The following is a 25,901-nucleotide window of genomic DNA, read 5'->3' on the forward strand; positions in this document are numbered from 1 at the left end:
TATACTAATTTAAAGCTTGCTTCAAATCGGCAATAATATCGTCTACATGCTCTAATCCGACAGATATTCTTACTAAGCCATCTGTAATATTCACTACCAATCTATCTTCTTCTGCCAAACTACTGTGGGTTGTACTTGCTGGGTGTGTTACTATGGTTCTAGTATCTCCCAAATTAGCAGATAATGAACACATTTTAATATTATTTAAAAAACTACGCCCCGAATCAATACCTCCTTTAACTTCAAAAGCAACGATGTTACCCCCAAGCTTCATCTGTTTTTTAGCAATATCATACTGCGGATGTGATTTTAAAAACGGATATTTTACCCAATTAACTTTAGGGTGACTCTCTAGAAACTCAGCTACTCTTACAGCATTTTCGCAATGTCTATCTACTCTAATTGAAAGGGTTTCTAAACTTTTTGATAAAGTCCATGCATTAAAAGGAGACAAAGCTGGCCCTGTATTTCTAGCGAATAAATAAATTTCTCTTATCAAGTCGGCATTTCCAACGGTAACACCTCCTAATACGCGACCTTGACCATCCATTAACTTTGTAGCAGAATGAATTACTAAATGGGCGCCATATTTTATAGGTTGTTGTATATACGGCGTTGCAAAACAGTTATCTATTATTAAAATTAAGTTGTGTCTTTTAGCAATGTTACCCAACAGTTCTAAATCTATTATATCGATACCTGGATTTGTGGGAGATTCAGCATATAAAATTTTAGTATTGGGTGTAATAAAACTTTCAATCGTTTCTGGCTCATTGATATTAAAATAACTTGTTGCGATATTCCATTTAGGTAAATACTTGATAAACATTGTATGAGTTGAACCAAATACCGAACGTGCAGAAACAATATGATCTCCACTATCTAAAAGTGCCGCAAATGTTGAGAAAATTGCTGCCATTCCAGTTGCAAAGGCATACCCATCTTCAGCACCTTCCATTTTACATACTTTGTCAACAAACTCTGAGGTGTTTGGGTTTGTAAAACGACTGTATATATTACGTTGCTTTTCCTCACTAAACGAAGCTCGCATATCCTCTGCATCTTCAAATACAAAACTGGACGTTAAATATAACGGACTTGTATGCTCTAAAAATTCTGTACGCTCTAATTGGGTACGAATAGCTTCTGTTTCGAATTGCTTTTCTTTCATTTTGACTACTTTGAGACCTATTAGGTTTTAAAAACCTCACAGGTCTGACTTTTATTTAACATAGATTCTCGCCTTTTCAGGAATGCAAATCTTCTTAATTTATATGTTTAGACAATCTCAAAATATCACCAAAAACACCTCTTGCTGTTACTTCTGCTCCTGCTCCTGCTCCTTGAATAACAATAGGTTGCTCGCCATAGGACTCTGTAAATATTTCAAAAATGGCATCAGAGCCTTTAACATGTCCTAAAGTACTATCTTCAGGAATTGACACTAGTTTCACCTCCAGATTTCCTTTATCTTGAGATAAATCACCAGACAAATCACCAACATATCGTAATACATGACCTTCTTTTTGATTGTCCTTTATCTTTTGATATTGATTATCCAACACATTCAATTGTGATAAAAAGGATTCAACTGAAATATCTCGATACGCTTCTGGTATTAAATTTAATACAGAAACATCTTCAAATTCATTTTGCAAATCTAACTCTCTTGCTAGAATTAATAGCTTTCTTGCCACATCATTTCCTGAAAAATCCTCTCTTGGATCTGGCTCTGTAAACCCTTTATCTATAGTTTCTTGAATGATTTCGCTAAACGGCTTATCTTGAATTGAAAAATTATTGAATAAATAACTTAAAGTCCCTGAAAAAACACCGCGTATTCTTGTAATGTTTTCTCCAGATTCATGTAAAAGTTTAATGGTATCAATTAATGGCAACCCCGCACCCACTGTAGTTTCGTATAAGTACTGTTTATTATGCTCACTTAATTGGACTCGCAATTCCTTGTAAAATTCATGTGAAATTGTATTAGCAATCTTATTTGATGATACTAAATCGAAACCTGCTTCTACCAAAGGAATATAATTATTAAAGAACTCGGAACTTGCTGTATTATCTACTGCTATTAAATTTTCTAAATGATATGTTTTTGCAAAAGTGATGATATCTTCAATGGAGCTTTCTGTAGTTGTTTCATTAATTGCTTTTTCCCAATTTGCATCAACACCATTTTTATTTAAGAATAATTTTCTTGAATTAGCAATGGCAAAAACATTCAAATTAATGCCTTTACGTTTTTCAATATCATCTTTCGACTTTAAAATCTGATTTATTAAAGCGCCACCCACTCCTCCATGGCCAAAAATGGCAATGTTTATTTTTTTTGAAATTCCAAAAACTTCACCATGAATTACATTCATGGCTTTATGTAATTGACGCTTTTTAACAACTAAACTCACATTTCTACCAGTTACTGTATTATTAAATAGCAATGGTGTAATTTGATTTTTTATTAGCGCATTAAATGGTTTATGAAAAGAACTCAATTCTATACCAATAATTGAAATAACCGAAACATCATCAACTACCTCTATTTTATTTACGTCTTGTGCATAAAAATCATTTTCGAATTCGCGTTCTAAAGCTATAACAGCTTGAGTTGCTTTTTCAGCATCTATAATTAAACCTATCCCACGCTCAGAAGAGCCTTGAGAAATAATACTCACGCTAATATCTCTGTCGCTTAAAGCTTTAAATATCCTTGCATCGACACCAATTTTGCCTAGTAAACCACGTCCCTCTAAATTAAGTAATGCAACATTGTCTAAAACAGATAGCGATGTTACTTCTTTTGAGCTTGGTTTTGCTGTAATTAGGGTGCCTTCATCATCAGAATTAAAGGTGTTAAGAATACGCAGATTAATATTTTTTTCAACTAATGGAATAATTGTTTTAGCATGTAAAACCGTTGTTCCAAAGTTGGCTAGTTCATTAGCTTCACCAAACGATAATTCTCTTATTTTCTGTGCATCCTCAACTAAATCTGGATTGGCAGTATAAATACCATTTACATGCGTATAGTTTTGCAACTCTTCGGCATCTAAATAATTTGCTATTAATGCGGCTGTATAATTACTCCCGTTTCTTCCTAAAGTTGTCGTTTCGTTTTTAGAATTAGAAGCAATAAATCCAGCTATAATATTAACAGTGTCGCTATTATTATTCTTAAAGTAATTCTTAACATTATCCTTAGTTAAATGTGAAACAGGTTGTGCATTACCAAAATTATCATCCGTTTTAATTAATTGTCTAGTGTCTGTTGCATTTGCTTTTATTCCTTTTTTATTGAGTAAACTTGACACTAATTTAATAGACAACAATTCGCCTTGAGCTAAAATTTCATCTTTTGTTTTTTGACTGCAATCTCGCAATAAACTAACCCCTTCAAAAAGCTTATTTAAAATTGAAAATTCTTGCGAAAAATCAATACTCTTTAAAGGCTCTTTTTGATACTGTTTAAAATTTTCTAAGGCTTCTTTATACTCTTTTCCTTGAAGCGTTTTATTTAAAATAGTTTCCAAATCGTCTGTAGCACTTCCTCTTGCAGAAACAACAACCGCTATTTTTTCGCCGTTATGTACTTTATTTTCAATAATGGAAAGTACTTTATTCAATCCATCACCATTTGCTAAAGATTTCCCCCCAAACTTTAATACTTTCATTTTTTTCTTTTTAGAATCTGGCACAAAAATGCCTTCAACAATTTTTTCTAATTGCTCATACTCCATTAAAAACGCATCGTGACCATGAACCGAATTAATTTCGTTGTACGTAACATTGGCATGTGTTACCGCCAATTGTTTGTGTGTTTGCTTATTTTCTTCGGCAGTAAAAAACAAGTCAGAATCAACACCAATAATATGTATGTTGGCTTCAATATTTTCTAAAACATTTAGGTCTGCTTTCCTATTTTTAGTAACATCAATTGTTTTCAACAACTGATTCATTAATTTATAGGCTGATAATTGAAAGCGCTCTTGCAATTTTTTACCATGATGCAATAACCAACTTTCTACATTAAAAATTTCTGAATCCTTATTTTTTGAACGCTGAAAGCGCTCTTTAAAAGATTCTGGTGTACGATAACAAAGCATGGCGTGCATTCTAGCATCATGAACTGGATTTTTAGAATTTAATAGAAATTGTTCTTGAATTTGACAATTTGCAATAAGCCAATCGGTAGATTTCCAATCGGTAGCAACAACTATTAAATGCTCAGTAAAATCTGGTTGCAAAACAGCCATCTCCCATGCAATACCACCTCCTAATGATCCACCTATAGTAGCAAAAAGCTTCGATATTTTTAATTTATGAAGTCCTAATAAAAAAATTCTAGCCATATCTCGAGCCACAAAATCTTTATAATTATCAATTACAAAGCTATCGTAGCCATTTCCAGGTATGTTAAATGCTAAAACAGAATATAGATTGGTATCAATAACCTTATCAGTACCTATTAAATCTTTCCACCAACCTGTTTTACCTGCAACATTACTATTACCAGTTAGTGCATGATTTACTAAAACTGTTGGTGCCGTACCTAAAGCTCTACCAAAAACTTGATAACTTAACTTTATCTCAGGGTAAAGCGCACCTTTTTCAGTTGTGTAATTCTTTATAATAATATGTTGCAATTCGTGTTTCAATGTTTATTTTTTATTTGGGCGTTATCACAAGGGTCGGGCTTGAGTTTATCCTGAGCGGAGTCGAAAGGCTACAAGTCCTCGCACCTCCTACGTCGGGCTGTGGGCTTTCCACTTCAATCCCTAACGCGGGCATATTTGCCAATGCCGTTATATGTAACAAAGGACTTCCTTTTTTGTTATAAACCTGTCGGGTTTTTTAAAACCTAACAGGTCTCAGCCAGTTCATTATATCTTTGCAAAAGCTGCTTTTAAATCTGCTTTTAAATCTTCTATATCTTCAATACCAACAGACAAACGAATTAAATCTGCCGAAACACCTGCTGATTCTTGCTCAGTTTCATTTAATTGTTGGTGTGTTGTGCTTGCAGGGTGAATAATAAGAGATTTTGTATCTCCAATATTAGCTAATAATGAAAATAATTTAGTTTCGTCTGCTATTGTTTTCGCAGCATCAAATCCTTTTTTAGCTCCAAAAGTAACAATCCCACTTTGGCCATTAGGCAGATATTTATCTGCTAAGGCTTTGTATTTACTACTTTCTAATCCTGGATAATTAACCCATGCAACTTCATCTTGTTGTTCTAACCATTTAGCTAAATTCAAAGCATTTTCAGAATGTTGCTTTATTCTAACAGGTAAAGTTTCTAAACCTTGGATAATATTAAATGCATTAGTTGGACTTAAGGCACCTCCTAAATCACGTAATCCTTCTAAAATCAATTTAAATGTATAAGCTGCTGCACCCAAAGCTTCATGATACACTAAGCCGTGATAACCAGCAGATGGCTCTGTAAACTCTGGAAATTTTCCATTTGCCCAGTTAAAAGTTCCTCCATCTATAATAGCACCTCCTATAGAAGTTCCTTGACCGCCAATATATTTTGTTAAAGAATGAATAACAATATTAGCTCCATGGTTTAAAGGATTTAATAATGCTGGAGTAGCTACTGTATTATCAACAATAAAGGGTACACCTGCAGCATTTGAATGAACAGAAATGGCTTCTAAATCTAATACATCTAATTTTGGGTTACCCAAAGATTCTACAAAAAACGCTCTCGTATTATCTTGAACTGCTGCTGCAAAATTATCAGGATTATCAGCATCTACAAATGTAGTTGTAATACCAAATCTTGGCAACGTAACTTTTAAAAGGTTATACGTTCCGCCATACAAACTACTAGAGGCTACTATATGGTCACCGGCTTTTAATAATGTTAATAATCCTGTAGAAATAGCAGATGTACCAGATGCAAAAACAACAGCTCCAATACCGCCTTCAACTGCCGCCAAACGATCTTGTAAAATTTGATTTGTTGGGTTATTTAAACGTGTATATATAAAACCTAATTCTTGTAAAGAAAATAAATTTGCTGCATGATCTGAATTGTTAAAAACATAAGATGTTGTTTGATAAATTGGTACTGCTCTAGTTCCTAATGTAGTTGTAACATCATGTCCTGCATGTAGTGCATTTGTTGCTAATTTTGGTGTGCTCATTTTTCTAAAATTAATTTATTAATAAATCAAGCCAAATATGCCTTTATAGAAAAATGTTAAAAAGAAATTTAAAATTACAGAAAGTAATTTTGTTAAGTTATCTATCCGTTATGGGTAGAATTTAGCACCTTCTTTACTGGTAAAGGGTTGCTAAGGCTTCAACGGGTCTAATCCCTCCGCCTTTCTTGATAACATCTCAATAAGTTATTGAACTTGTGAATACAAATATTCAGTTAGAAAAAGTTAATATCCAAATTTTTTTGTGACTATTTTCATTTTTTAATCAAATCTTCTTTGAATTTTCTTCTAATTATCTGCCCTATAGGCTTATTCTCAATTTTCGATTCTAACCATGAAATAATATCTAGATATAAGAACGCACGACTTTGATATGGGTCATTCTCAAACTCTTTTAACTTCTTGTGCAGTTTAACAAATTCACCTTTTACTTCATGTGGATAAATATCTCCCAATCCTCTTAAAAACTTAATAAACTCTTTTTGAACCTCATATAAATCTTCCATTTTAATTAAAAACTTATATGTGCTTCTTATTAACACATCCAAATTATAATCTAATCCAGCTTCATAATGTGCTACAAGATTTAATATTCTAGAAAAGCAGAGTAAATCCTCTCGCATTTGAAGCGATTTATTACTTATAATTTTATCAAGATAAAAAATACACTTTTTAGTTTCTCCAGCACCAAAATACATACTTGCCATTTTATAATAAAACACCATAATATGGTGCTCATCTATCCTATTTTTAAAATCTTTTAGCTGCTCTAAAACTTCATCAATCAATGGTAAACCTTCCTTAAAGCTACCTTCAATAAAATGTAAATTGAATTTATTATTGTAGATATATAAAAAAGCTAAACTATCATTATTATCGTCTAATGGAAACCACTTTTCTCTGGTTACTTCTTCTAAATTCTTAAGTGTCTCTTGAAATTTTTCATACTGACGTAAGTAAAATAACGCTTCTAACAAATAATGATTTCCTCTTAAGAAAAAGACAGGATTTAAAATTATCATGTTCTTATTCTTATAGAATAAATCTACCCACTTTGATGCGTACTTATAACAGGATAAAAAATCTACAGTTAAAAAACTATACCATAAATAAGATTTGTAAAGCCAAAGTTTTTCTCGAAATCCTAATTTATTAATATCGTATTTGGGTAATCTATCATTGAAATAATTAGTAATAACTTGATGCTCTTCATCGTTTTTTACATAACCCGTTTTTAAAAATAAACCGTATAACTGTAGAGATAAGTTCGATAGTTTACTTGCCAATACATTTTGTAAACTAAGCTCTTTGGCTTGAATAGTTAATTCATCGGCTCGATTACTAATACTCCTTGTAATGTATTGGGACTCTATTACTTTTTCAAGCTCAACAATTTCATAGGCAACATTTTTCTCTTCATTTGCAACTGCTAAATTTTTGGCTTTATCTAATATTTTTAAACTCTGTTTGTAAAGCCCTTTATGATAAAGAATAGTCGCAAAATCTAGTTGCTCACGAATTTGAATTCGAATGTTTTGATGAGACGGATTAAGACGCAAGCTTATAAGAATCTGTTTATAGAGGTGTGCTTTTAAATTAGATAATTGTTGTTTTTTAACAATACCTTTCTTTAAAATAATCGCTTCATCGTAAACTTTTAGTTTATCGAGAATATTAAAAAGTAATAAGAATTTTGAGTCTTCATTTACTCCCAACCGGCCAACATACAGCTTAAACTGTCTTTTTTCCGATTTAGAAAGCGATTTAACTAGTACAAATAAATTATCTTTTTGCTCTCTTGTCATAGTCACAAAATCTCTATTAAAAAATTGACATTCAATTGATTAAACAAAAATTAAACAGGTTAAACATCGTAAAAAGGATTATTGAAGCAACGTCATTTATCAAACCAAAATATACATTCGTATAAGAATACGAAAATATATTTTAATAAATGTCTAATAGTAACGTACAAATTTTCGATACAACGCTTCGCGATGGTGAGCAAGTTCCTGGTTGTAAACTTAACACAGAGCAAAAATTAGTAATAGCAGAACAGCTTGATAGTTTAGGCGTTAATATAATAGAAGCTGGTTTTCCTGTTTCTAGCCCAGGTGATTTTAAATCGGTTGAAGAAATTTCAAAAATTGTAAAAAATGCAACTGTTTGTGGTTTAACTCGTTCTGTTGAAAACGACATAAAAGTTGCTGCTGAGGCTTTAAAATATGCTAAAATACCAAGAATTCATACTGGTATTGGCACATCTGAATCGCATATAAAACATAAATTCAAATCAACTCAAGAAGCTATTATTGAACGTGCTGTTAAAGCAGTAAGTTATGCTAAATCTTTTGTTGAAGATATTGAATTTTACGCCGAAGATGCTGGCAGAACAGACAACGAATATTTAGCACGTGTATGTGAGGCGGTTATTAAAGCTGGAGCTACGGTCTTAAATATCCCTGACACTACTGGGTATTGTTTACCAAGTGAGTATGGCGCTAAAATTAAATACCTAAAAGAAAATGTAAAAGGCATAGAAAAGGCTATTATTTCTTGCCATTGCCATAACGATTTAGGTTTGGCAACAGCCAACTCCATTGAAGGCGTTATTAACGGTGCAAGACAAATTGAATGTACTATAAATGGTATTGGAGAACGCGCTGGTAATACGGCTCTTGAAGAAGTTGTTATGATTTTAAAACAACATCCTTACTTAAACTTAGATACGAGTATTCAAACCGAAATGCTTTATGGCATAAGCCAATTAGTGTCCGATAGCATGGGTATTTACACACAACCTAATAAAGCAATTGTTGGTGCAAACGCTTTTGCTCATAGTTCTGGTATTCATCAAGATGGTGTGATTAAAAACCGTGAAACATACGAGATAATAGACCCTAAAGATGTAGGTGTAACCGAATCGGCAATTGTATTAACAGCACGTAGTGGTAGAGCTGCATTAGCCTATAGAGCAAAAAATGTTGGGTATGAATTAACAAAACTTCAACTAGACGAAATCTATATTAACTTCTTAGATTTTGCAGATAAAAAGAAAGAAGTTGACGATTCAGACATTCATCAAATAATAGAAAACAGCAAAGTATATAACGAAATTATTTCTAGTTAATAAAATTAGATTCTCTCCCCAGTTTATCTTGAGTGGTAGTAGAAAGCTGGGAATGACAAAAAGTTAAAGTGATGAAATTAAATATTGCCGTTTTACCAGGTGATGGTATTGGTCCAGAAGTTATAGCTCAAGCTGTAAAGGTGTTAAAAGCTATTGCTATGGAGTTTGACCATGTATTTACTTTCAATACAGCTTTGGTTGGTGCATCTGCTATCGATAAAACAGGGAAGCCTTTACCTCAAGAAACTATAAACACATGTAAAAAAGCAGACGCCGTTTTATTTGGCGCTATTGGCAATACCAAATACGATATTGATCCCAATGCAAAGGTTCGTCCAGAACAAGGGCTTTTAGGACTTCGCAAAGAACTTGGTTTATACGCTAATATTCGTCCTGTAATTGCTTATGAAGATATTTTAAACAAATCATCTTTAAAGAAAAAGCAGATAAAAGATACCAACATACTTATTTACAGAGAACTTACTGGAGGTATTTATTTTGGAAAAAGAACTCTTAGTGAAGATGGTAATACAGCTTCCGATACTTGTGAATATAGTAGGCTTGAAATAGAACGAATTGCCCATTTAGCCTTTAAAGCAGCTCAAACAAGAAAACGCAAACTAACTTTAGTAGATAAAGCCAATGTTTTAGAAAGCTCTAGGCTTTGGCGCAGAATAATTCAAGAAATAGCACCACAATATCCTAATGTAAAATTACATTACATGTATATTGATAATGCCGCCATGGAACTTATAATCAACCCAAGGCAGTTTGATGTTATTTTAACCGAAAACATGTTTGGCGATATCCTATCAGAAGAAGCAAGCGTAATTGTAGGCTCTATTGGATTACTAGCATCAGCATCACATGGCGATAAATATGCCATGTTCGAACCTATTCACGGTGCCTATACTAAAGCAGCCAACAAAGGCATTGCAAACCCAATTGCTTCCATTTTATCGGCAGCGATGTTATTAGACCATTTTGGATTAGATGATGAAGCATCACTTATTAGAAAGGCAGTAGACAAATCGTTGAAACTTCAAATTACAACACCAGATTTAAATACGAAATACGATAATATTTCAACCAGTAAAGTGGGCGATTTTATTGAAGATTATATAAATAACCCAGAAGAAACAAATTTAAATTTTACAAATATACATTTAGGACAGTCCACGATTATTTAATTATTTTGAGTTAGTCACCAAATAAACTAAACTTTTTGGAGTCCAGTAAAAGCGCATTTTAACCGATGTGCTTTTTTAATGTTTTTAAATTTGAACGTCTACCTGCCAGTAGGCAGGTTACTATACCCTTCTACTTCACTCAAGACAGTTGGTCGGGTTTTACATTACAATTTTTTTACTCGTCCCTCACTAAAAAGATTTTTATTATAACCCCTAATGTGAAATTTTAGATTCGCTTAATGTCTAGATAAAGTCATCTAAATTGCTATTTAACGTGAGTTCGACATACTAAACATTGATTTACAATGTTTTAAATATTTTAGTAATAAAATTGTGTCATTCCGAACGCTACTGAAATCAAAACATGTTTTGATTGAAAGTATATTGCGGAGCAATCGAGGAGGAATCTCATTAAATTGAGATATCTCGTCGCTCATTCTTCGCTCTGTCGATATGACAAAACACTATTTTTCAGAATTATAAATGCAATTTATTTGATGAAATTTATGTCGAACTCACGTTATTTAGGAAACTTCTCCTTAATCTTATCTAAACTCAAATTATGAATACTCCCAACATGGGTATGTTTTTTAGAGGTATCTGGAACATAAGTACCATCCTGTACTTGTCCGCCAATTTTTTGGTAGGCTTCTCTAAACGATTGTCCTTCTACAACTAATGTGTTTATATTATCTACAGTAAATAGATATTTATATTTATCATCATGAATATCGACATCCTTCACAATAATTTGTTGAATTGAAAAATTAAAAATATCTAAGATGTCTTTTAACTCTTCAAAAGCAGCAATCATGTTTTCTTTCAGCAATTGAAAATCTCTGTGATAACCACTAGGCAAATTGTTAGTAATTAAAACCATTTCATGCTGTAAGGCTTGTATTTTATTACACTTCCCTCGAATAAGTTCAAACACATCTGGATTCTTTTTATGTGGCATAATACTACTACCAGTAGTTAGCTCATCTGGAAAAGAAATAAATCCAAAATTCTGACTCATATACAAACATGTATCCATAGCAAAACGTGCTAAAGTATTTGCTAAACCTCCTAAAGCAGCAGCAATGGTACGTTCGTTTTTTCCACGCCCCATTTGTGCCGCAACCACATTATATTTTAAGGTTGCAAAATCCATTTCTTTGGTGGTTAATTCTCTGTCTATTGGAAATGAACTTCCGTAACCAGCAGCAGAACCTAATGGGTTTTGATCTACCGTTTTAATGGCGGCGTCTAGCATATAAACATCGTCAATCATAAGTTCTGCATAAGCTGAAAACCACAATCCGAATGACGATGGCATAGCCACTTGTAAGTGTGTATATCCTGGCAAAACTTTATCTTTATAGGTGTCTGCTAAATCTAAAAGCGTGTTAAAAAGTGTTCTTGTCTTGTCTTTTACAAGACCTAAGTTCTCTTTATAATATAAATGGCAAGCCACTAAAACTTGGTCGTTTCTAGAACGTGCGGTGTGAATCTTTTTTCCAACCTCACCAAGACTTTTAGTTAATTCGAATTCTATTTTAGAATGCACATCTTCAAATTGGGCATCAATAACGAATGTTCCGTTTTCAATTTGTTCTTCTAAAACTTTTAATCCGCTTAATAAATCGACTAATTCTTCAACAGAAATAATCCCGATTTTTTGAAGCATTTTTGCATGCGCTCTTGATGCAATAACATCGTATTTTGCAATATGAATATCAATTTCTCTATCGTTGCCAACAGTAAATTGTTCTATTTTTTTATCTATTGATATGCCTTTGTCCCAGAGTTTCATAAATTTCTGCGAAAGCAGAAATCTCTACTTTCATTTTTAATTAGTTTTATTTTATACCTACAAGGTTTTAAAAACCTTCTAAGAGTTTTTATTTCCCCAGACCTGTCAGGTTTTAAAAACCTGACAGGTCTATTTTATTAATCTTATTTTCTTTTTGCACTCCTACCTTACTAGGAATGACAGAACTGTTAAACTATAACCCGATTCAACAACTCCACATAAATTTCTATGCCTTCTTCTATTTCATTTACATAAATATATTCATCTGCCGAATGCGAACGTGTACTATCTCCAGGTCCTAATTTCAAACTCGGACAAGATAATACTGCTTGGTCTGATAATGTTGGGGATCCATAACTTGTTCTTCCCATTGCAAGACCTGCTTTTACTAAATCATGATCCATTGGAATGGATGATGAATTTAATCTTAGACTACGTGGTGTAATACTGGTTACTGGAGCGTTTTCTTGTAAAACTTCAGCAATTTCAGTATTACTATAAGCGTCATTTACACGAACATCGATTACCAAATCGACATGACCAGGCACTACATTATGCTGATTTCCTGCATTAATCTGTGTAACGGTTAACTTAACATCTCCTAAAGCTTCAGACCCTTTTTCAAATTTAAAATCCTTAAACCATTGTAAAGCTTCAATTGTATTGTAAATTGCATTATTATCGTTCGGGTGTGCAGCATGACTTGGTGTACCATCTATGACTGCATCAAAAACTACTAAGCCTTTTTCGGCAACCGCCAAATTCATCAAGGTTGGTTCTCCAACAATAGCGACATCAATCTTTGGAATAATAGGCAACATACTATTTAGCCCGTTTGGACCACTGCTTTCTTCTTCCGCGGAAGCGACAATAACTAAATTATATTTTAAATTTTCGTGATTGTAATAATGGGTAAAGGTTGCGATTAAAGACACCAAACACCCTCCTGCATCGTTGCTTCCTAAGCCATATAATTTCCCATCTTCAACAATGGCTTTAAATGGGTCCTTGGTGTAGGCTGAATTTGGTTTTACCGTGTCGTGATGTGAATTCAACAACAAAGTGGGTTTGCCTTCTTCAAAATATTTATTAACTGCCCAAACATTGTTTTTTGTGCGTTTAAAATCGATATTATAACGCGTAAACCAATCCTCAATATGTACTGCTGTTGGTGCTTCTTCTGAAGAAAATGATTGGGTCTCAATCAACTTCTTTAAAAGCGCAATAGCATTCGTTGTTAATTTCTCTAGTCCCATTTACAAGGTTATTTTTGTGAAATTATCGTTTTCTTGAGTTAACATGGAGGTGTTCCCCATGTTTATAGTAGTCACACCACCACGTAGAGCATCAAAACAATTCTCTAACTTTGGCAACATACCGTCTGCAATAATGCCCTTATCTAACAACTCCTGATAGGTATTAGCGTTGATATGTTTTACTACCGAGTTTTTATCGTTAATATCTTCTAAAACACCATTCAATTCAAAACAGTAGTAAATTGAGGTTTCATACAATGCGCTCATACCAACAGCAACTTGTGATGCAATAGTATCTGCATTGGTGTTTAATAATTGTCCGTTTCCATCATGGGTAATCGCACAAAATACTGGCGTAAAATCAGCTTGAATTAATTTATCGATTGCATTATAAGCTACGTTTTTTACATCTCCTACAAATCCAAAATCGATTTCTTTTACTGGTCTTTTATCAGATTTGATGCTATTAACATCTGCTCCTGTTAAACCAATGGCATTGGTATTTAAAGCTTGTAATTTTGCAACCATATTTTTGTTTACCAAACCACCATAAACCATAGTAATAACTTCTAAAGTATCGGCATCGGTAATGCGTCGCCCATCTATCATTTTAGATTCTATACCTAATTTGGAAGCTACGTACGTTGCTCGTTTTCCGCCGCCATGTACTAAAATTTTCTTGCCTTCTAAATTAGAAAATAATTTTAGGAATGCATTTAAAGATGTGTCATCTTCAATGATGTTTCCGCCTATTTTTACGATACTTAATTTTTCCATTTAGTTTCTATTTTAGACCTGTCAGGTTTTAAAAACCTGACAGGTCTAACTACTAGTTATCTATATTTTTCAATATTTTTTTAAGCACCAATTGCGCTGCATAGGTTCTGTTATTTGCTTGCTCAATAACCAACGAACTATTGGTATCTAAAACGGCATCTTCAACAACTACATTTCGTCTTACTGGTAAACAATGCATGAATTTAGCTTCTCCAATTTTGTCTTTAGTAATCATCCAATTCGGGTCGGTGTTATTCACTTTTCCGTAATCTTCATAAGAACTCCAGTTTTTGGTATAAACAAAATCCGCATCTTTAAACGCTTCACTTTGATTGTGATAAATTTTTGTATCGCCTGTAATTTCAGGATTTAAATCATAACCCTCAGGATTAGCCACCACAAATTCCACATCCATTTTTTGCATGGCTTGTATAAAACTATTTGCTACAGCATGTGGTAATGCTTTTACATGTGGCGCCCAACTTAATACTACTTTTGGTTTTTCGACTTTGGCATGTTCTGAAATAGTAAGTGCATCAGTTAAACCTTGTAACGGATGTCCTGTAGCACTTTCCATATTTACAATAGGTACGGATGCATATTTTTTAAACGCATTCATAACCTGCTCACTCTCATCCTTAACTTTATCCGTTAATGTTGGAAATGCTCTTACCGCTATAATATCACAATACTGAGAGACTACTGCTGCTGCTTCTTTAATATGTTCAGCAGTATTCCCGTTCATTACCGTGCCATCTCCAAACTCAATACCCCAAGCATCACCAGAAACATTCATTACAATAGGATTCATTCCTAAATTTAAAGCTGCTTTTTGCGTGCTTAAACGGGTACGCAAACTAGAATTAAAGAATAACAAACCTAAGGTTTTGTCTTTTCCTAATTCAATATCCTTTAACGGATTTGCTTTTAGATTTTTTGCTTCTTCTATCCAAGAATTGATATCGTCAATGTCGTTTATGGACGTGTAATGTTTCATTTTTATTATCTAATTTTCCAGACCTGTCAGGTTTTAAAAACCTAATCAGGTCTCAACTCGGTTAATTTATAAAGCCTACAAGGTTTTTAAAACCTTGCAGGTAACTTATTTTATTTTAGTAAACGCGACTTTATCTTCTAAAGCATTAATTAAGAAATTATCTTCCAAACCGTTTACTATCCATGTTTCAATATTAGCATCTTTAGTTACTGCTGCTGCTTCAATCTTCGATTTCATACCTCCACTACCATGTGACGATTTAGAATTGACAACTTGTGCTTTTAAAGCTTCTAAATCCTCAACAACTTTAATAGTCTCTGGCTCACCATTCTCCAAGGACGCTTTGGTATAAATACCGTTTGTATTAGTTGCAATCACACACAAATCAACATCTAAAAGTGAACTGGTTAAAGCTGCTAACTTATCATTATCTCCAAACTTAATTTCATCAGTGGCAACCGTATCATTTTCATTGATAATCGGGATATAACTATTGTTTACTAAGACTTTAATGGTATTCTTAATATTTGTTCTACTTTCTTCCTTTTCAAAATCTGAATACGATAATAAACATTGAGATGTCAATAAGCCATACTCCCTAAAAATCTCTTGATATATGCGTATTAAATGCGGTTGACCAATAGAAGCCAAAGCTTGTTTTACAAAAACTTCTTTTTGTTTGCTTTCCAATTTCACAAACTGTTTAGCAATCGCAATAGCTCCAGAACTCACAATTATAAACTCATAAGTATCTTGAAGTTTTGCAATCTGACTCGCCATATCTTCAATCTTACCTCTAGAAATATTATCCGTTTCTTTAGTTAAGGTATTAGAACCTACTTTTAATAATATGCGTTTTTTCTTCATTATTTAAAACCTCTCCAGCTTATTTAAAATGCTCATTATAGAGTGTATATTTAACGTATTTGTCCGTTGCCATGAACATACCATTTATTTGTTACCAAATGCTGTAAACCAATTGGTCCGCGTTGGTGTAATTTATCAGTACTAATAGCTAATTCGCCTCCTAATCCTAATTGTCCACCATCTGTAAAACGTGTAGATGCATTATGATACACAGCAGCAGTATCTACATTTTCCATAAATAATTTCGCTTCGGCTTCATTACTGGTTATTATAGATGAAGAATGCCCCCCCGAGTACTTATTAATCATCGCAATAGTCTCTTGATTAGACCCTATTTCTCCAATTAGAATTTTATAATCTAAGAACTCTTCGTACCAAATATCATCAGATGTAATCGCTTCAAGTGCATTATCCTTTGAAATGGTTTTATCTCCTAAAACTTCAATTTTAAATGCTTTTAATTTCGAAATTAAAGATTTCACAAAAGCTTCTTTATTTGGAAGGTTTTCATCAATCAACACCTTATCTACCGCATTACAAGCCGATATTTTTGATTTTCCGTTCATAATCACATCAACAGCAATATCTAAATCAGCTTCTTTATGAACGTACACAAAGTTGTTACCACGACCACTAATTATCACCGGGCACGTAGCGTGTTCTTTCACAAAAGCAATTAATCTTTCTCCGCCACGAGGTACAATTAAATCTACCTTTTGTGTTGGTTTTTCTAAAAAGGCCTGTGTTTCTGTTCTATTAAATTGTAAATACTCTACCCAATCCGTTGATGCATCATCTTCTTTCAACGCTTGGTGCCAAAGCTCCACAATTTTTAAGTTAGAACGCAACGATTCTTTACCGCCTTTTAATAATATTTTATTCCCCGATTTAAAAGCAATACCTGCAGCTTCAACCGTAACATCTGGTCTAGATTCGTAAATAATTAATACTGTACCAAACGATGCGGTTTTGTTATAAACCTGCATCCCATTATCATGCTTAAAACTAAAACGTTCTACACCAACAGGATCTTCTTGAGATGCTAAATGTGTTACCGCTTTAATCATTTCATCAACTTTAGAATCATCAACTTTTAAACGATCAAACATCGAAATATCATCGCCATTATATGCGTCTAAATCTAATTTATTGATAGCAATTAATGCTTGACGTTCTTGTTCTAAAAGCACAGCCATTTTTAATAAAACGGCGTTTCTAGTTTCTATAGATAATAATGTGTTCATAGTTTTTTTTAGTCTTCAGTTAACAGTCTTCAGTTTAGCTACTCTTCTAAGCTAATTATGCGATTTCTCCTTTCGTCGAAATAACTAAACGACTTGTTTTTATTATTTCAAAGCCTTCTTCAAAGCTTCAAAAAATTGGTCTATATGTTGTTTTTCAATATTCAAAGGTGGTAATATTCTTAACAGCTTTTTATTCGCTGCACCTCCTGTAAACATATGATAGTTGTAAATTAAATCTTTGCGTAAATCGCCCACTTCAAAATCGAATTCTAAACCTAGCATTAAGCCCCTACCTTTAACTTCTTTTATCTGCGGAATGGTTTTCGCCACAGCAAAGAAATACTCAGACATCGCATTTGTGTTTTCAAGAAGGCTCTCCTCTTCAATCGTGTTTAAAACCGCTAAACCAGCAGCACAAGCTAAATGGTTACCACCAAAAGTGGTTCCTAACATCCCGTATTTAGACTCAATACTTGGGTGAATCAAAACCCCTCCAATAGGAAACCCATTCCCCATGCCTTTTGCCAAAGAAATAATATCTGGCGTAACCTTGCAATGCTGAAACGCAAAGAATTTACCCGAACGCGCATAACCACACTGAATTTCATCAGCGATGAACATGGTATTATTTGCTTTACACAGCTTATCAACTGCTTCAAAAAACTCAGCAGACCCTTGATCTAAACCGCCAACACCTTGAATAAACTCCACGATAACAGCGCAAACATCTCCTTTTTCAAGTTCTGTTTTAACCCCTTCAATATCATTTAACGGTAAAATTGTAACTGCCTGTTGCGCATTAATGGGTGCTATAATATTTTTGTTATCGGTGGCTGCTACAGCTGCCGATGTACGCCCATGAAACCCATTACTAAAAGCAACAACACGTTTCTTTCCTGTTTTAAATGATGCTAATTTTAAAGCATTTTCGTTGGCTTCAGCGCCAGAATTACATAAAAACAACTCGTAGTCTTTACACTCCGATAAATCTTCTAACTTATCAGCCAATTGCTTTTGTAACGGATTCTGAATCGCGTTAGAATAAAACCCTAAAGTTTCAACTTGGTTTGTAATTGCCTTCACATAATTAGGATGTGCATGCCCAATAGAAATTACAGCATGCCCCCCGTAAAGGTCTAAATATTCGGTACCCTTGTCATCATAAACATGAATACCTTTCCCCGAAACTGGGGTTACATTATATAATGGATAAACGTCAAATAATGGCATTTTTAACTCTTTTTTAATTGATTAATTTTTTCAAACGAAGCCACAATACCTTGAATTAAAGCCGAACTCAATCCTTGGTGTTCCATTTCGTTTAAACCTTCAATAGTACAACCACTTGGCGTAGTTACCCTATCAATTTCTTGCTCTGGATGTCTTCCAGATTCTATCAATAAACTCGCCGAACCAAAACAGGTTTGTACTGCCAGTTCATGCGCTTCTTCAGCCTCAAAACCCAACTGAATAGCCCCTTGAGTAGTCGCACGCACAAGGCGCATCCAAAAAGCAATACCACTAGCACAAATTACCGTAGCCGCTTGCACCAAATCCTCAGGAATCACCATAGTCGTTCCTAGCTGATTAAAAATCGCCTCAGCCAATGGCACTTTATCTTGTCCCGTTTTATTTGCCGCAATACACGTCATAGATTTCCCAATCGAAATCGCCGTATTTGGCATCACTCTAATAATATTTTTATCGGCACCTAAAATATTCTCAATCCTAACAGTATCCACACCTGCCGCAACCGACATGATAATATGATTATCAGTCACCTTAGATTTTACACTTTCCAAAACACCATCAATATGCTTGGGTTGTAAAGCAAAAATCACAATATCCGATTGCTCCACCGCCAATTCATTATCACTCGTAATCGAAACATTATCCACCGTTTCAAAACGTTTCACCGCCTTCGTATTTCTATCACTCAAATACAACGACGTAAACGATTCATTACCAATAAGTCCTTTTGCAATCGAACTCCCTAAATTCCCAGTTCCAATAATGGCTATTTTCATAATAAAACTCTTTTTATTTATTTTTTGGGCGTTACCCACAAGGGGTCGCGCTTTACGTTCCAAGTCCTCGCTCGTGCCTCGCTGTGGGCTATCCACTACAATCGCTAACGCACCACTGTTATGTGCTTACTCAAACTTTTTACAGACCTGTCAGGTTTTAAAAACCTAACAGGTCTAACAATAATCCATTCCTCCTATTAGGGGAAGAATAGTGGGGCTAAAAATACGTTGCCTTCAATCCTAACCCTATGGTTTCTTCCAAACCAAACATTAAATTCATATTCTGAATCGCTTGTCCAGAAGCTCCTTTCAATAAATTATCAATCGTGCTTGTAATTAATAATTTACCATTGTGTTTATGTAAATGTACCAAACACTTATTGGTGTTTACTACCTGTTTCATGTGTAAAAAATCGTCCGATACAAATGTAAATTTAGCATCCTTATAAAACGATTTATAAATGGCTTTGGCATCTTCAACTGTTCCTTCAAAATCGGTATAAATCGTAGCAAAAATCCCTCTAGAAAAATTACCTCTATTTGGCATAAAAATAATTTCAGAAGAAAAACCACTTTGCAATTGATTAACCGATTGATTGATTTCCCCTAAATGCTGATGCGTAAACGGTTTATAATACGAAAAGTTATTATCTCGCCACGTATAATGCGTCGTTGCAGATAATGATGTTCCTGCTCCTGTAGCACCAGTAACTGCATTAATATGCACATCTTTGTTTATTAAACCTGCATCTGCCAATGGTAATAACCCCAATTGGATTGCCGTAGCAAAACACCCAGGATTCGCAATATATTTGGCACTAACAATGGCTTCCTTATTTAACTCTGGCAAACCATAAACAAACGTTTTATCCTCAAAAACCTTATCGGCTTCCAATCTAAAATCGTTTCCTAAATCGATAATTTTTGTAGTATCCGAAAACGAATTAGCAGATAAAAACTTAACCGAATTCCCATGACCCAAACATAAAAACAAAACATCTACATCTGGATTTACGGTATCTGTAAATTTCAAATTTAACGACCCTACTAAATCTTGATGTACTTTACTAATAGTATTACCCGCATTGGATGTGCTAAACACAAAATCAATTTCAGTTTCAGGATGATTAATTAATAATCTAATTAACTCTCCAGCGGTATAACCTGCACCTCCAATAATTCCAACTTTTATTTTTCCCATCTTTTATTCAATTAATGTCATATCGAAATGAGGTTCGATTGAGATATCTCATAATATAGCGCTGCTTAAATTATGTGATTTCTCCTCTGTCGAAATATGACTAAAATGTTTTCATTTTTATCTACTTACTAAAGTTTCCAGACCTACAAGGTTTTTAAAACCTCGCAGGTCTCAAAACAACTAAGAGTTTACTTGTCTATAAATTTTATTTTGATTTCCAATTATCTTAATAAATCCTTTAGCATCATCGGCAGTCCACGCTTTATTTTCTTCACCATAAGTACTAAACTTACTAGACATTAAATCATGTTCTGATACAATGCCATCTAAAGAAAAATGATACGGTTTTAAAGATACCACAACATCACCAGAAACCATTTTTTGAGAACTTTGTAAAAAAGCTTCAGTATCACGCATTACAGGATCTAAATACTGCCCTTCATGTAAATGCATCCCATAGAAACTAGACAAATATTCTTTGTGTTGTAATTGCCATTTTGTTAAAGTATGTTTCTCTAACAAATGATGTGCTTTTACAGTAATTAGAGCCGCCGCAGCTTCAAAACCAACGCGCCCTTTAGTACCTACAATGGTATCTCCAACATGAATATCCCTACCAATAGCATAAGCAGAAGCGATGTCATTTAACTTTTCAATATTAACTTCAGGTGCTTGTTCTTCACCGTTTAGCGCAACAAATTCACCATTTTTAAAAGTTAATGTCACTTTTTCTTCACCTTCTTTTTCTAATTGAGACGGATACGCTTCACTTGGTAAAGGCTTTTCAGACTCTAACGTTTCAACACCACCAACGCTAGTTCCCCAAAGGCCTTTATTAACAGAGTATTTCGATTTTTCCCAAGGCATATCAATCCCTTCAGATTTTAAATAATCAATTTCTTCCTGTCTTGTTAATTTTTGGTCTCTTATTGGCGTAATAATCTCAATATTTGATGCCAATGTTTGAAAAATCATATCAAAACGCACTTGGTCGTTTCCAGCACCAGTACTACCGTGGGCAATATATTCTGCATCAATACTTTTAGCGTATTCTATAATTTCAATAGCTTGTATAATACGTTCTGCACTTACAGAAAGTGGGTATGTACTGTTTTTTAATACGTTTCCAAATATTAAATACTTCACTACTTTTTGGTAAAACGTTGCTACCGCATCAATATTTTTATAGGTAGTAACCCCCATTTTATAAGCGTTACTTTCTATATGTTTTATTTCATCATTTGTAAATCCACCTGTATTTACACTTACCGCATGAACTTCATATTCCTTTGACAAACTTACTGCACAATACGATGTATCAAGTCCGCCACTGTAAGCAATTACTAATTTTTTCATTTTTTATTATTTTTTCATTTCCGCGAAAGCGATAATTTATTTTTTATCTTTTTTTAGAAACAATGCTTCTTTAATTTTCTTTAATCTTTTAAAAGTCTTTTCCTTTATAGGTTTTATCTTTTCTTTCTTTGCATTTGGGTCGTATAGCATTCCTGTACACAAACACATTTTTCTGTTAGTGCGTGTCAAAACATCATAATTTTTACAAGTTTGACAGCCATCCCAAAAGGTTTGGTCGTCTGTTAATTCTGAAAACGGAACTGGTTTATACCCTAAATCGCTATTCATTTTCATTACAGCAGGCCCTGTGGTAATACTAAACACTTTCGCATTTGGGAATTTATTTCTAGAATGCTCAAAAACTTTAAGCTTTATTTTTTTCGCTAAACCTTTACCTCTATAATCTGGATGCACAATTAATCCTGAATTGGCTACAAATTTACCATGACCCCATTTTTCTATATAGCAAAATCCAGCAAACTTACCATTATCTAAAGCTATAACAGCGTTACCATTTTCCATTTTTGAAGCAACATATTCAGGTGTACGTCTAGCAATACCAGTACCACGTACCTGTGCAGAAGATGCAATGGTATCGCAGATAGCTTCTGCGTATTTAATATGTGATTTATCGGCTATTACAACCTTCATTTTCCTAATTTAATAAATATAATTGTTTTGATTTTTTTTTGAATGCTGAACTGGACTCACCTAGTTCAATAAAATTTAGACATACCCTTACGGGCGACGAGGAAAACGACGACGCATAATAGAACTGTTGTTAATTGATGAATTAACTTTATTTTGTAATGCTATGATAAAAAAATTGGACACTTTTTGAAAAATTAAAATTACGTTTTTGGTTTACTTATCTGACTATTAGAAGCGACGGCGACAGCGCACGGGCAAACCGGGTGTAGTAAAACGTATTTTATTTTTTGAATTTTTCATTATGTAAAACTAAAACTTATTTTTAAAAAAGCCTTGTTTACACAGGATTTTTTGATAAAAATTATTGAAATCTCGATTTTTAGATGATTTTGTTTTAAAAAATTTAATAATTACACCTTTTGATATAAAAACCGTGCCATAAATAGTAAAATACAATAAGCCTTGGAGTGCTATTAGTATTATTTTTTCAGCAAATACACCACGGCTATAGCCGATATAAGTAAGCCTAAAAATTCGCGTGTACCTTCTAAATAAGATTTTTCATAAACCATTTCCCCGAAAAGCTCATTTTTGTTTTCAGTTTGCAACCAGTCAACCACAAAATAAAAATAGGTTGAAGCATACAGTAAAAGTGCTACTAAAATACCCCATAAGATTATTTTAGGAATTGTTTTATAATTAGAAACCAGCATCAATAATGCTATTAAGAGGTATATGCTAACCCATAGCAAAGGGTCTGGGTCATTTAATTGTAAGTAGGCAAAAAGCAAGAACAAAACGAATAAAACAAAGCTAATTATTCTTCGTTTTTTTGAAGCTTCTCCATAGACCATAACTTATGTTTAAATGTTGCTAGCTGTAAAGCTACAAATTTAGAAGCATATACTTTTAGCTAAAACTTTGCATAAAAAAAACGGTAGAGTCTAAACTTTACCGCCTCTTTTAATTTTAAAATAGCGTTTATTCTACAATAAACTTACCTTTCATCAAACCAGAATGTCCTGGGAAACTACATAAAAATTCATAAGTTCCTGCCTCTGGAGCATCAAACTCAACAACCGATACTTGCCCGCCTCCAATTAAATCTGAATGCGCAATAATATCTTCTGAGTTTTTTGGTATATACTTATTATCTCTTTGTGTTGCTGCTTTAGCTGCAAAAGCTGTTAAATCAACACCTTTTTTAAGAATTACGATATTATGTCCCATCACATTAACATCGAGTTTTCCAATATGCTTCAACGTTAACTTAACTTTTTGACCAGCTTTAACCTTGATTTCTTTTTTATTGAATTGCATCGCATCATTTGATGTTATGATAACATCATTTGGATTGCTTTCTGCTTTTTTTGAAACCTCAGATTTTTTCTCGTAACTAAATCCTTCTTTTTTCTTTTCTTCTTTTCCTCCGCAACCTATTACCGTTATTGAAAAAATGGCTAAAACTATAATTCTAAGTGTTTTCATATTTTATAAATTTCTGCAATAAATCTAGTGAATTCTATTTACAAAATATAATCTGTACTAATAAAATTAGAAGTCTTTTTTTCAAGTAATTCACTTAAAATCTCATTATTATATGCATTATCTTTTGATGCTACAAAAGTTCTTATAGAGAAGGAACGCAATGCATCATGAACACTCAAAGTTCCATATGCTGAATCCTTTCTACCTGTAAAGGGATATACATCTGGTCCTCTTTGGCATGAACTATTTAGATTAACACGACAAACTAAATTAACTAGAGTATCTATTAATGGAGATAGCGTATTTACATTTTTACCAAATAAACTTACTTGTTGTCCATAATTCGATTCTGCCATATCATCGAGAGGTTCTTCAATATCTGAGAAAGAAACAATAGGTACTACAGGTCCAAATTGTTCTTCTTTAAAAACACGCATCTCCTTGTTTACTGGATACAATAACGCAGGAAAAATAAAATTATTGGTAGTTTCACCTCCTTTAATATTCAATACTTTAGCTCCTTTTTCTTTAGCATCATCAATTAATTCTTGAATATATTCTGGTTTGTCTTCTTCAGGTAATGGTGTTAATTTAACTCCTTCTTCCCAAGGGTTACCGAATTTAAGCTGATCTACTTTATACGAAAATCTTCTATTAAATTCTTCAACAACAGATTCGTGCACATACAATACTTTAAGTGCAGTACAACGTTGTCCGTTAAAAGATAATGTTCCTGCTATACATTCTTCAACTGCTAAATCTAAATCGGCATCTGGCAATACTATTGCTGGATTTTTGGCTTCTAAGCCTAAAACCATACGCAATCTATTTCCTTTTGGGTGTTGTGCTTGCAATGCATTTGCAGATTTACTATTCCCGATTAATGCCAATACGTCTATTTTACCAGACTTCATAATTGGAGTTGCTAGCACACGACCACGACCATATACTATGTTTACAACACCTTCTGGAAAACTACTTTGAAATGCTTCTAATAATGGTAAAATAAGTAATACACCTATTTTTGCAGGCTTAAAAATTACTGGATTTCCCATAATTAAAGCTGGAATCAACAATGTAAAAGTCTCATTTAGCGGATAATTATAAGGCCCTAAACACAATACAACTCCTAGTGGTCCTCTACGAATATGTGCATAAACACCACCATTTTTTTCAAACTTTGCTGAACCTCGGTCAATTTCTTTATAAGCTTCAATTGTATCATAAATATAATCTACGGTTCTATCAAACTCTTTTTCAGAATCTGGTAAATTTTTCCCTATTTCCCACATTAAAAGCTTAACAACTTCTTGACGCTTGGTCTTCATTTGTTCAACAAACGATTCCATACACGCAATTCTATCGGCTACTTTCATAGTTGGCCATAAACCTTTCCCATTATCATAAGCTGATGTTGCTGAATTAAGAGCATCCATTGCTTCCTTTTCTCCCAACTGAGGAATCGTTCCTAATAACGTTGGTTTATAATCTTTTGTTGATGAAATGGTTGAAAAGACTTCGGCTGTTTCGCCGCTCCATTGTTTTAATTCACCATCAATTAAATAAGTGTTTTGATGTAAAAGTGATTTGATTTTATATTCTTCTGGAATTTCTAAAAAAGTATTTTTCATAATCTGAAAATTTAAGAGTACTAATTTACTACAAACCTAATTATAATAAGACTCAAACGTAATATAAACAACAGAATACACACGAAAACGATGTAGAAGAGCTTAC

General features: G+C 33.5%; 20 protein-coding genes and 1 riboswitch. Of the genes, 2 read left to right on the forward strand and 18 right to left on the reverse strand.

The features are described from left to right. Positions 1-4: 4 nt before the first annotated feature. The 4 genes from Q0739_RS04210 to Q0739_RS04225 form a co-directional block, all read right to left on the reverse strand. Positions 5-1,171 carry an aminotransferase class I/II-fold pyridoxal phosphate-dependent enzyme gene (locus Q0739_RS04210; protein ID WP_298237455.1) on the reverse strand — a complete coding sequence of 389 codons (1,167 nt, stop codon included), beginning with the start codon at positions 1,169-1,171 and terminating at the stop codon, positions 5-7. Positions 1,172-1,265: 94 nt separating this feature from the next. Next, positions 1,266-4,667, reverse strand: coding sequence for a bifunctional aspartate kinase/homoserine dehydrogenase I (thrA, locus tag Q0739_RS04215; RefSeq protein ID WP_298237456.1), 3,402 nt, complete (start codon positions 4,665-4,667; stop codon positions 1,266-1,268). Positions 4,668-4,892: 225 nt separating this feature from the next. After that, positions 4,893-6,167 (reverse strand): O-acetylhomoserine aminocarboxypropyltransferase/cysteine synthase family protein, encoded by a 1,275-nt coding sequence (locus Q0739_RS04220; protein ID WP_298237457.1) that lies wholly within the window; start codon positions 6,165-6,167, stop codon positions 4,893-4,895. A 94-nt stretch (positions 6,168-6,261) separates the two neighbouring features. After that, positions 6,262-6,362, reverse strand: a riboswitch (SAM riboswitch). Positions 6,363-6,439: 77 nt separating this feature from the next. Next, on the reverse strand, positions 6,440-7,990 hold the full coding sequence (locus tag Q0739_RS04225; RefSeq protein ID WP_298237458.1) for a hypothetical protein: 1,551 nt from the start codon (positions 7,988-7,990) through the stop codon (positions 6,440-6,442). Between the two features lie 149 nt (positions 7,991-8,139). On the opposite strand from Q0739_RS04225, the gene Q0739_RS04230 reads away from it, so the two are divergent. Both Q0739_RS04230 and leuB read left to right on the forward strand, forming a co-directional pair. Continuing rightward, positions 8,140-9,315 (forward strand): 2-isopropylmalate synthase, encoded by a 1,176-nt coding sequence (locus Q0739_RS04230; RefSeq protein ID WP_298237459.1) that lies wholly within the window; start codon positions 8,140-8,142, stop codon positions 9,313-9,315. Positions 9,316-9,386: 71 nt separating this feature from the next. Beyond that, positions 9,387-10,505, forward strand: coding sequence for a 3-isopropylmalate dehydrogenase (gene leuB, locus Q0739_RS04235; protein WP_298237460.1), 1,119 nt, complete (start codon positions 9,387-9,389; stop codon positions 10,503-10,505). A gap of 520 nt (positions 10,506-11,025) precedes the next feature. Here leuB and argH read toward each other — a convergent pair. The 14 genes from argH to Q0739_RS04305 form a co-directional block, all read right to left on the reverse strand. Beyond that, a complete protein-coding gene (argH, locus tag Q0739_RS04240; protein ID WP_298237461.1) occupies positions 11,026-12,300 on the reverse strand; it encodes an argininosuccinate lyase in 1,275 nt (424 codons plus the stop codon). 188 nt (positions 12,301-12,488) lie between these two features. Continuing rightward, complete coding sequence (locus Q0739_RS04245) at positions 12,489-13,556, reverse strand: M20 family metallo-hydrolase (RefSeq protein WP_298237462.1); 1,068 nt, start codon at positions 13,554-13,556, stop codon at positions 12,489-12,491. Next, entirely contained in the window at positions 13,557-14,333 is a 777-nt protein-coding gene (gene argB / locus Q0739_RS04250; protein WP_298237463.1) for an acetylglutamate kinase, read from the reverse strand. 52 nt (positions 14,334-14,385) lie between these two features. After that, on the reverse strand, positions 14,386-15,330 hold the full coding sequence (locus tag Q0739_RS04255) for an N-acetylornithine carbamoyltransferase (protein ID WP_298237464.1): 945 nt from the start codon (positions 15,328-15,330) through the stop codon (positions 14,386-14,388). Positions 15,331-15,435: 105 nt separating this feature from the next. Further along, positions 15,436-16,197, reverse strand: coding sequence for a glutamate 5-kinase (proB, locus tag Q0739_RS04260; RefSeq protein ID WP_298237465.1), 762 nt, complete (start codon positions 16,195-16,197; stop codon positions 15,436-15,438). A 50-nt stretch (positions 16,198-16,247) separates the two neighbouring features. Then, the gene (locus Q0739_RS04265; protein ID WP_298237466.1) at positions 16,248-17,441 is read right to left on the reverse strand and encodes a glutamate-5-semialdehyde dehydrogenase; all 1,194 of its coding nucleotides are present in this window, start codon (positions 17,439-17,441) and stop codon (positions 16,248-16,250) included. 102 nt (positions 17,442-17,543) lie between these two features. Continuing rightward, the gene (locus Q0739_RS04270) at positions 17,544-18,671 is read right to left on the reverse strand and encodes an aminotransferase class III-fold pyridoxal phosphate-dependent enzyme (RefSeq protein WP_298237467.1); all 1,128 of its coding nucleotides are present in this window, start codon (positions 18,669-18,671) and stop codon (positions 17,544-17,546) included. A gap of 2 nt (positions 18,672-18,673) precedes the next feature. Further along, a complete protein-coding gene (proC, locus tag Q0739_RS04275; protein ID WP_298237468.1) occupies positions 18,674-19,468 on the reverse strand; it encodes a pyrroline-5-carboxylate reductase in 795 nt (264 codons plus the stop codon). 217 nt (positions 19,469-19,685) lie between these two features. Then, positions 19,686-20,669: an N-acetyl-gamma-glutamyl-phosphate reductase gene (gene argC, locus Q0739_RS04280; protein WP_298237469.1), complete on the reverse strand. Its 984-nt coding sequence runs from the start codon at positions 20,667-20,669 to the stop codon at positions 19,686-19,688. Positions 20,670-20,849: 180 nt separating this feature from the next. Then, the gene (locus Q0739_RS04285) at positions 20,850-22,025 is read right to left on the reverse strand and encodes an argininosuccinate synthase domain-containing protein (protein ID WP_298237470.1); all 1,176 of its coding nucleotides are present in this window, start codon (positions 22,023-22,025) and stop codon (positions 20,850-20,852) included. A gap of 36 nt (positions 22,026-22,061) precedes the next feature. Further along, positions 22,062-22,676, reverse strand: a complete 615-nt coding sequence (locus Q0739_RS04290) for a GNAT family N-acetyltransferase (protein WP_298237471.1) — start codon at positions 22,674-22,676, stop codon at positions 22,062-22,064. A 479-nt stretch (positions 22,677-23,155) separates the two neighbouring features. Next, entirely contained in the window at positions 23,156-23,530 is a 375-nt protein-coding gene (locus tag Q0739_RS04295; protein ID WP_298237472.1) for a transmembrane 220 family protein, read from the reverse strand. Positions 23,531-23,657: 127 nt separating this feature from the next. Further along, entirely contained in the window at positions 23,658-24,164 is a 507-nt protein-coding gene (azu, locus tag Q0739_RS04300; protein WP_298237473.1) for an azurin, read from the reverse strand. Between the two features lie 38 nt (positions 24,165-24,202). Continuing rightward, a complete protein-coding gene (locus tag Q0739_RS04305) occupies positions 24,203-25,795 on the reverse strand; it encodes an NADP-dependent glyceraldehyde-3-phosphate dehydrogenase (protein WP_298237474.1) in 1,593 nt (530 codons plus the stop codon). Between the last annotated feature and the right edge of the window lie 106 nt (positions 25,796-25,901).

Source organism: uncultured Algibacter sp., assembly GCF_947487605.1.
Lineage (GTDB): Bacteria > Bacteroidota > Bacteroidia > Flavobacteriales > Flavobacteriaceae > Algibacter_D.

Coding starts and splice junctions, on each gene's coding strand:
- Q0739_RS04210 (WP_298237455.1), bottom strand. CDS start 1,171: ATGAAAGAAAAGCAATTCGAAACAGAAGCTATTCGTACCCAATTAGAG.
- Q0739_RS04220 (WP_298237457.1), bottom strand. CDS start 6,167: ATGAGCACACCAAAATTAGCAACAAATGCACTACATGCAGGACATGAT.
- Q0739_RS04225 (WP_298237458.1), bottom strand. CDS start 7,990: ATGACAAGAGAGCAAAAAGATAATTTATTTGTACTAGTTAAATCGCTT.
- Q0739_RS04230 (WP_298237459.1), top strand. CDS start 8,140: ATGTCTAATAGTAACGTACAAATTTTCGATACAACGCTTCGCGATGGT.
- leuB (WP_298237460.1), top strand. CDS start 9,387: ATGAAATTAAATATTGCCGTTTTACCAGGTGATGGTATTGGTCCAGAA.
- argH (WP_298237461.1), bottom strand. CDS start 12,300: ATGAAACTCTGGGACAAAGGCATATCAATAGATAAAAAAATAGAACAA.
- Q0739_RS04245 (WP_298237462.1), bottom strand. CDS start 13,556: ATGGGACTAGAGAAATTAACAACGAATGCTATTGCGCTTTTAAAGAAG.
- argB (WP_298237463.1), bottom strand. CDS start 14,333: ATGGAAAAATTAAGTATCGTAAAAATAGGCGGAAACATCATTGAAGAT.
- Q0739_RS04255 (WP_298237464.1), bottom strand. CDS start 15,330: ATGAAACATTACACGTCCATAAACGACATTGACGATATCAATTCTTGG.
- proB (WP_298237465.1), bottom strand. CDS start 16,197: ATGAAGAAAAAACGCATATTATTAAAAGTAGGTTCTAATACCTTAACT.
- Q0739_RS04265 (WP_298237466.1), bottom strand. CDS start 17,441: ATGAACACATTATTATCTATAGAAACTAGAAACGCCGTTTTATTAAAA.
- Q0739_RS04270 (WP_298237467.1), bottom strand. CDS start 18,671: ATGCCATTATTTGACGTTTATCCATTATATAATGTAACCCCAGTTTCG.
- proC (WP_298237468.1), bottom strand. CDS start 19,468: ATGAAAATAGCCATTATTGGAACTGGGAATTTAGGGAGTTCGATTGCA.
- argC (WP_298237469.1), bottom strand. CDS start 20,669: ATGGGAAAAATAAAAGTTGGAATTATTGGAGGTGCAGGTTATACCGCT.
- Q0739_RS04285 (WP_298237470.1), bottom strand. CDS start 22,025: ATGAAAAAATTAGTAATTGCTTACAGTGGCGGACTTGATACATCGTAT.
- Q0739_RS04290 (WP_298237471.1), bottom strand. CDS start 22,676: ATGAAGGTTGTAATAGCCGATAAATCACATATTAAATACGCAGAAGCT.
- Q0739_RS04295 (WP_298237472.1), bottom strand. CDS start 23,530: ATGGTCTATGGAGAAGCTTCAAAAAAACGAAGAATAATTAGCTTTGTT.
- azu (WP_298237473.1), bottom strand. CDS start 24,164: ATGAAAACACTTAGAATTATAGTTTTAGCCATTTTTTCAATAACGGTA.
- Q0739_RS04305 (WP_298237474.1), bottom strand. CDS start 25,795: ATGAAAAATACTTTTTTAGAAATTCCAGAAGAATATAAAATCAAATCA.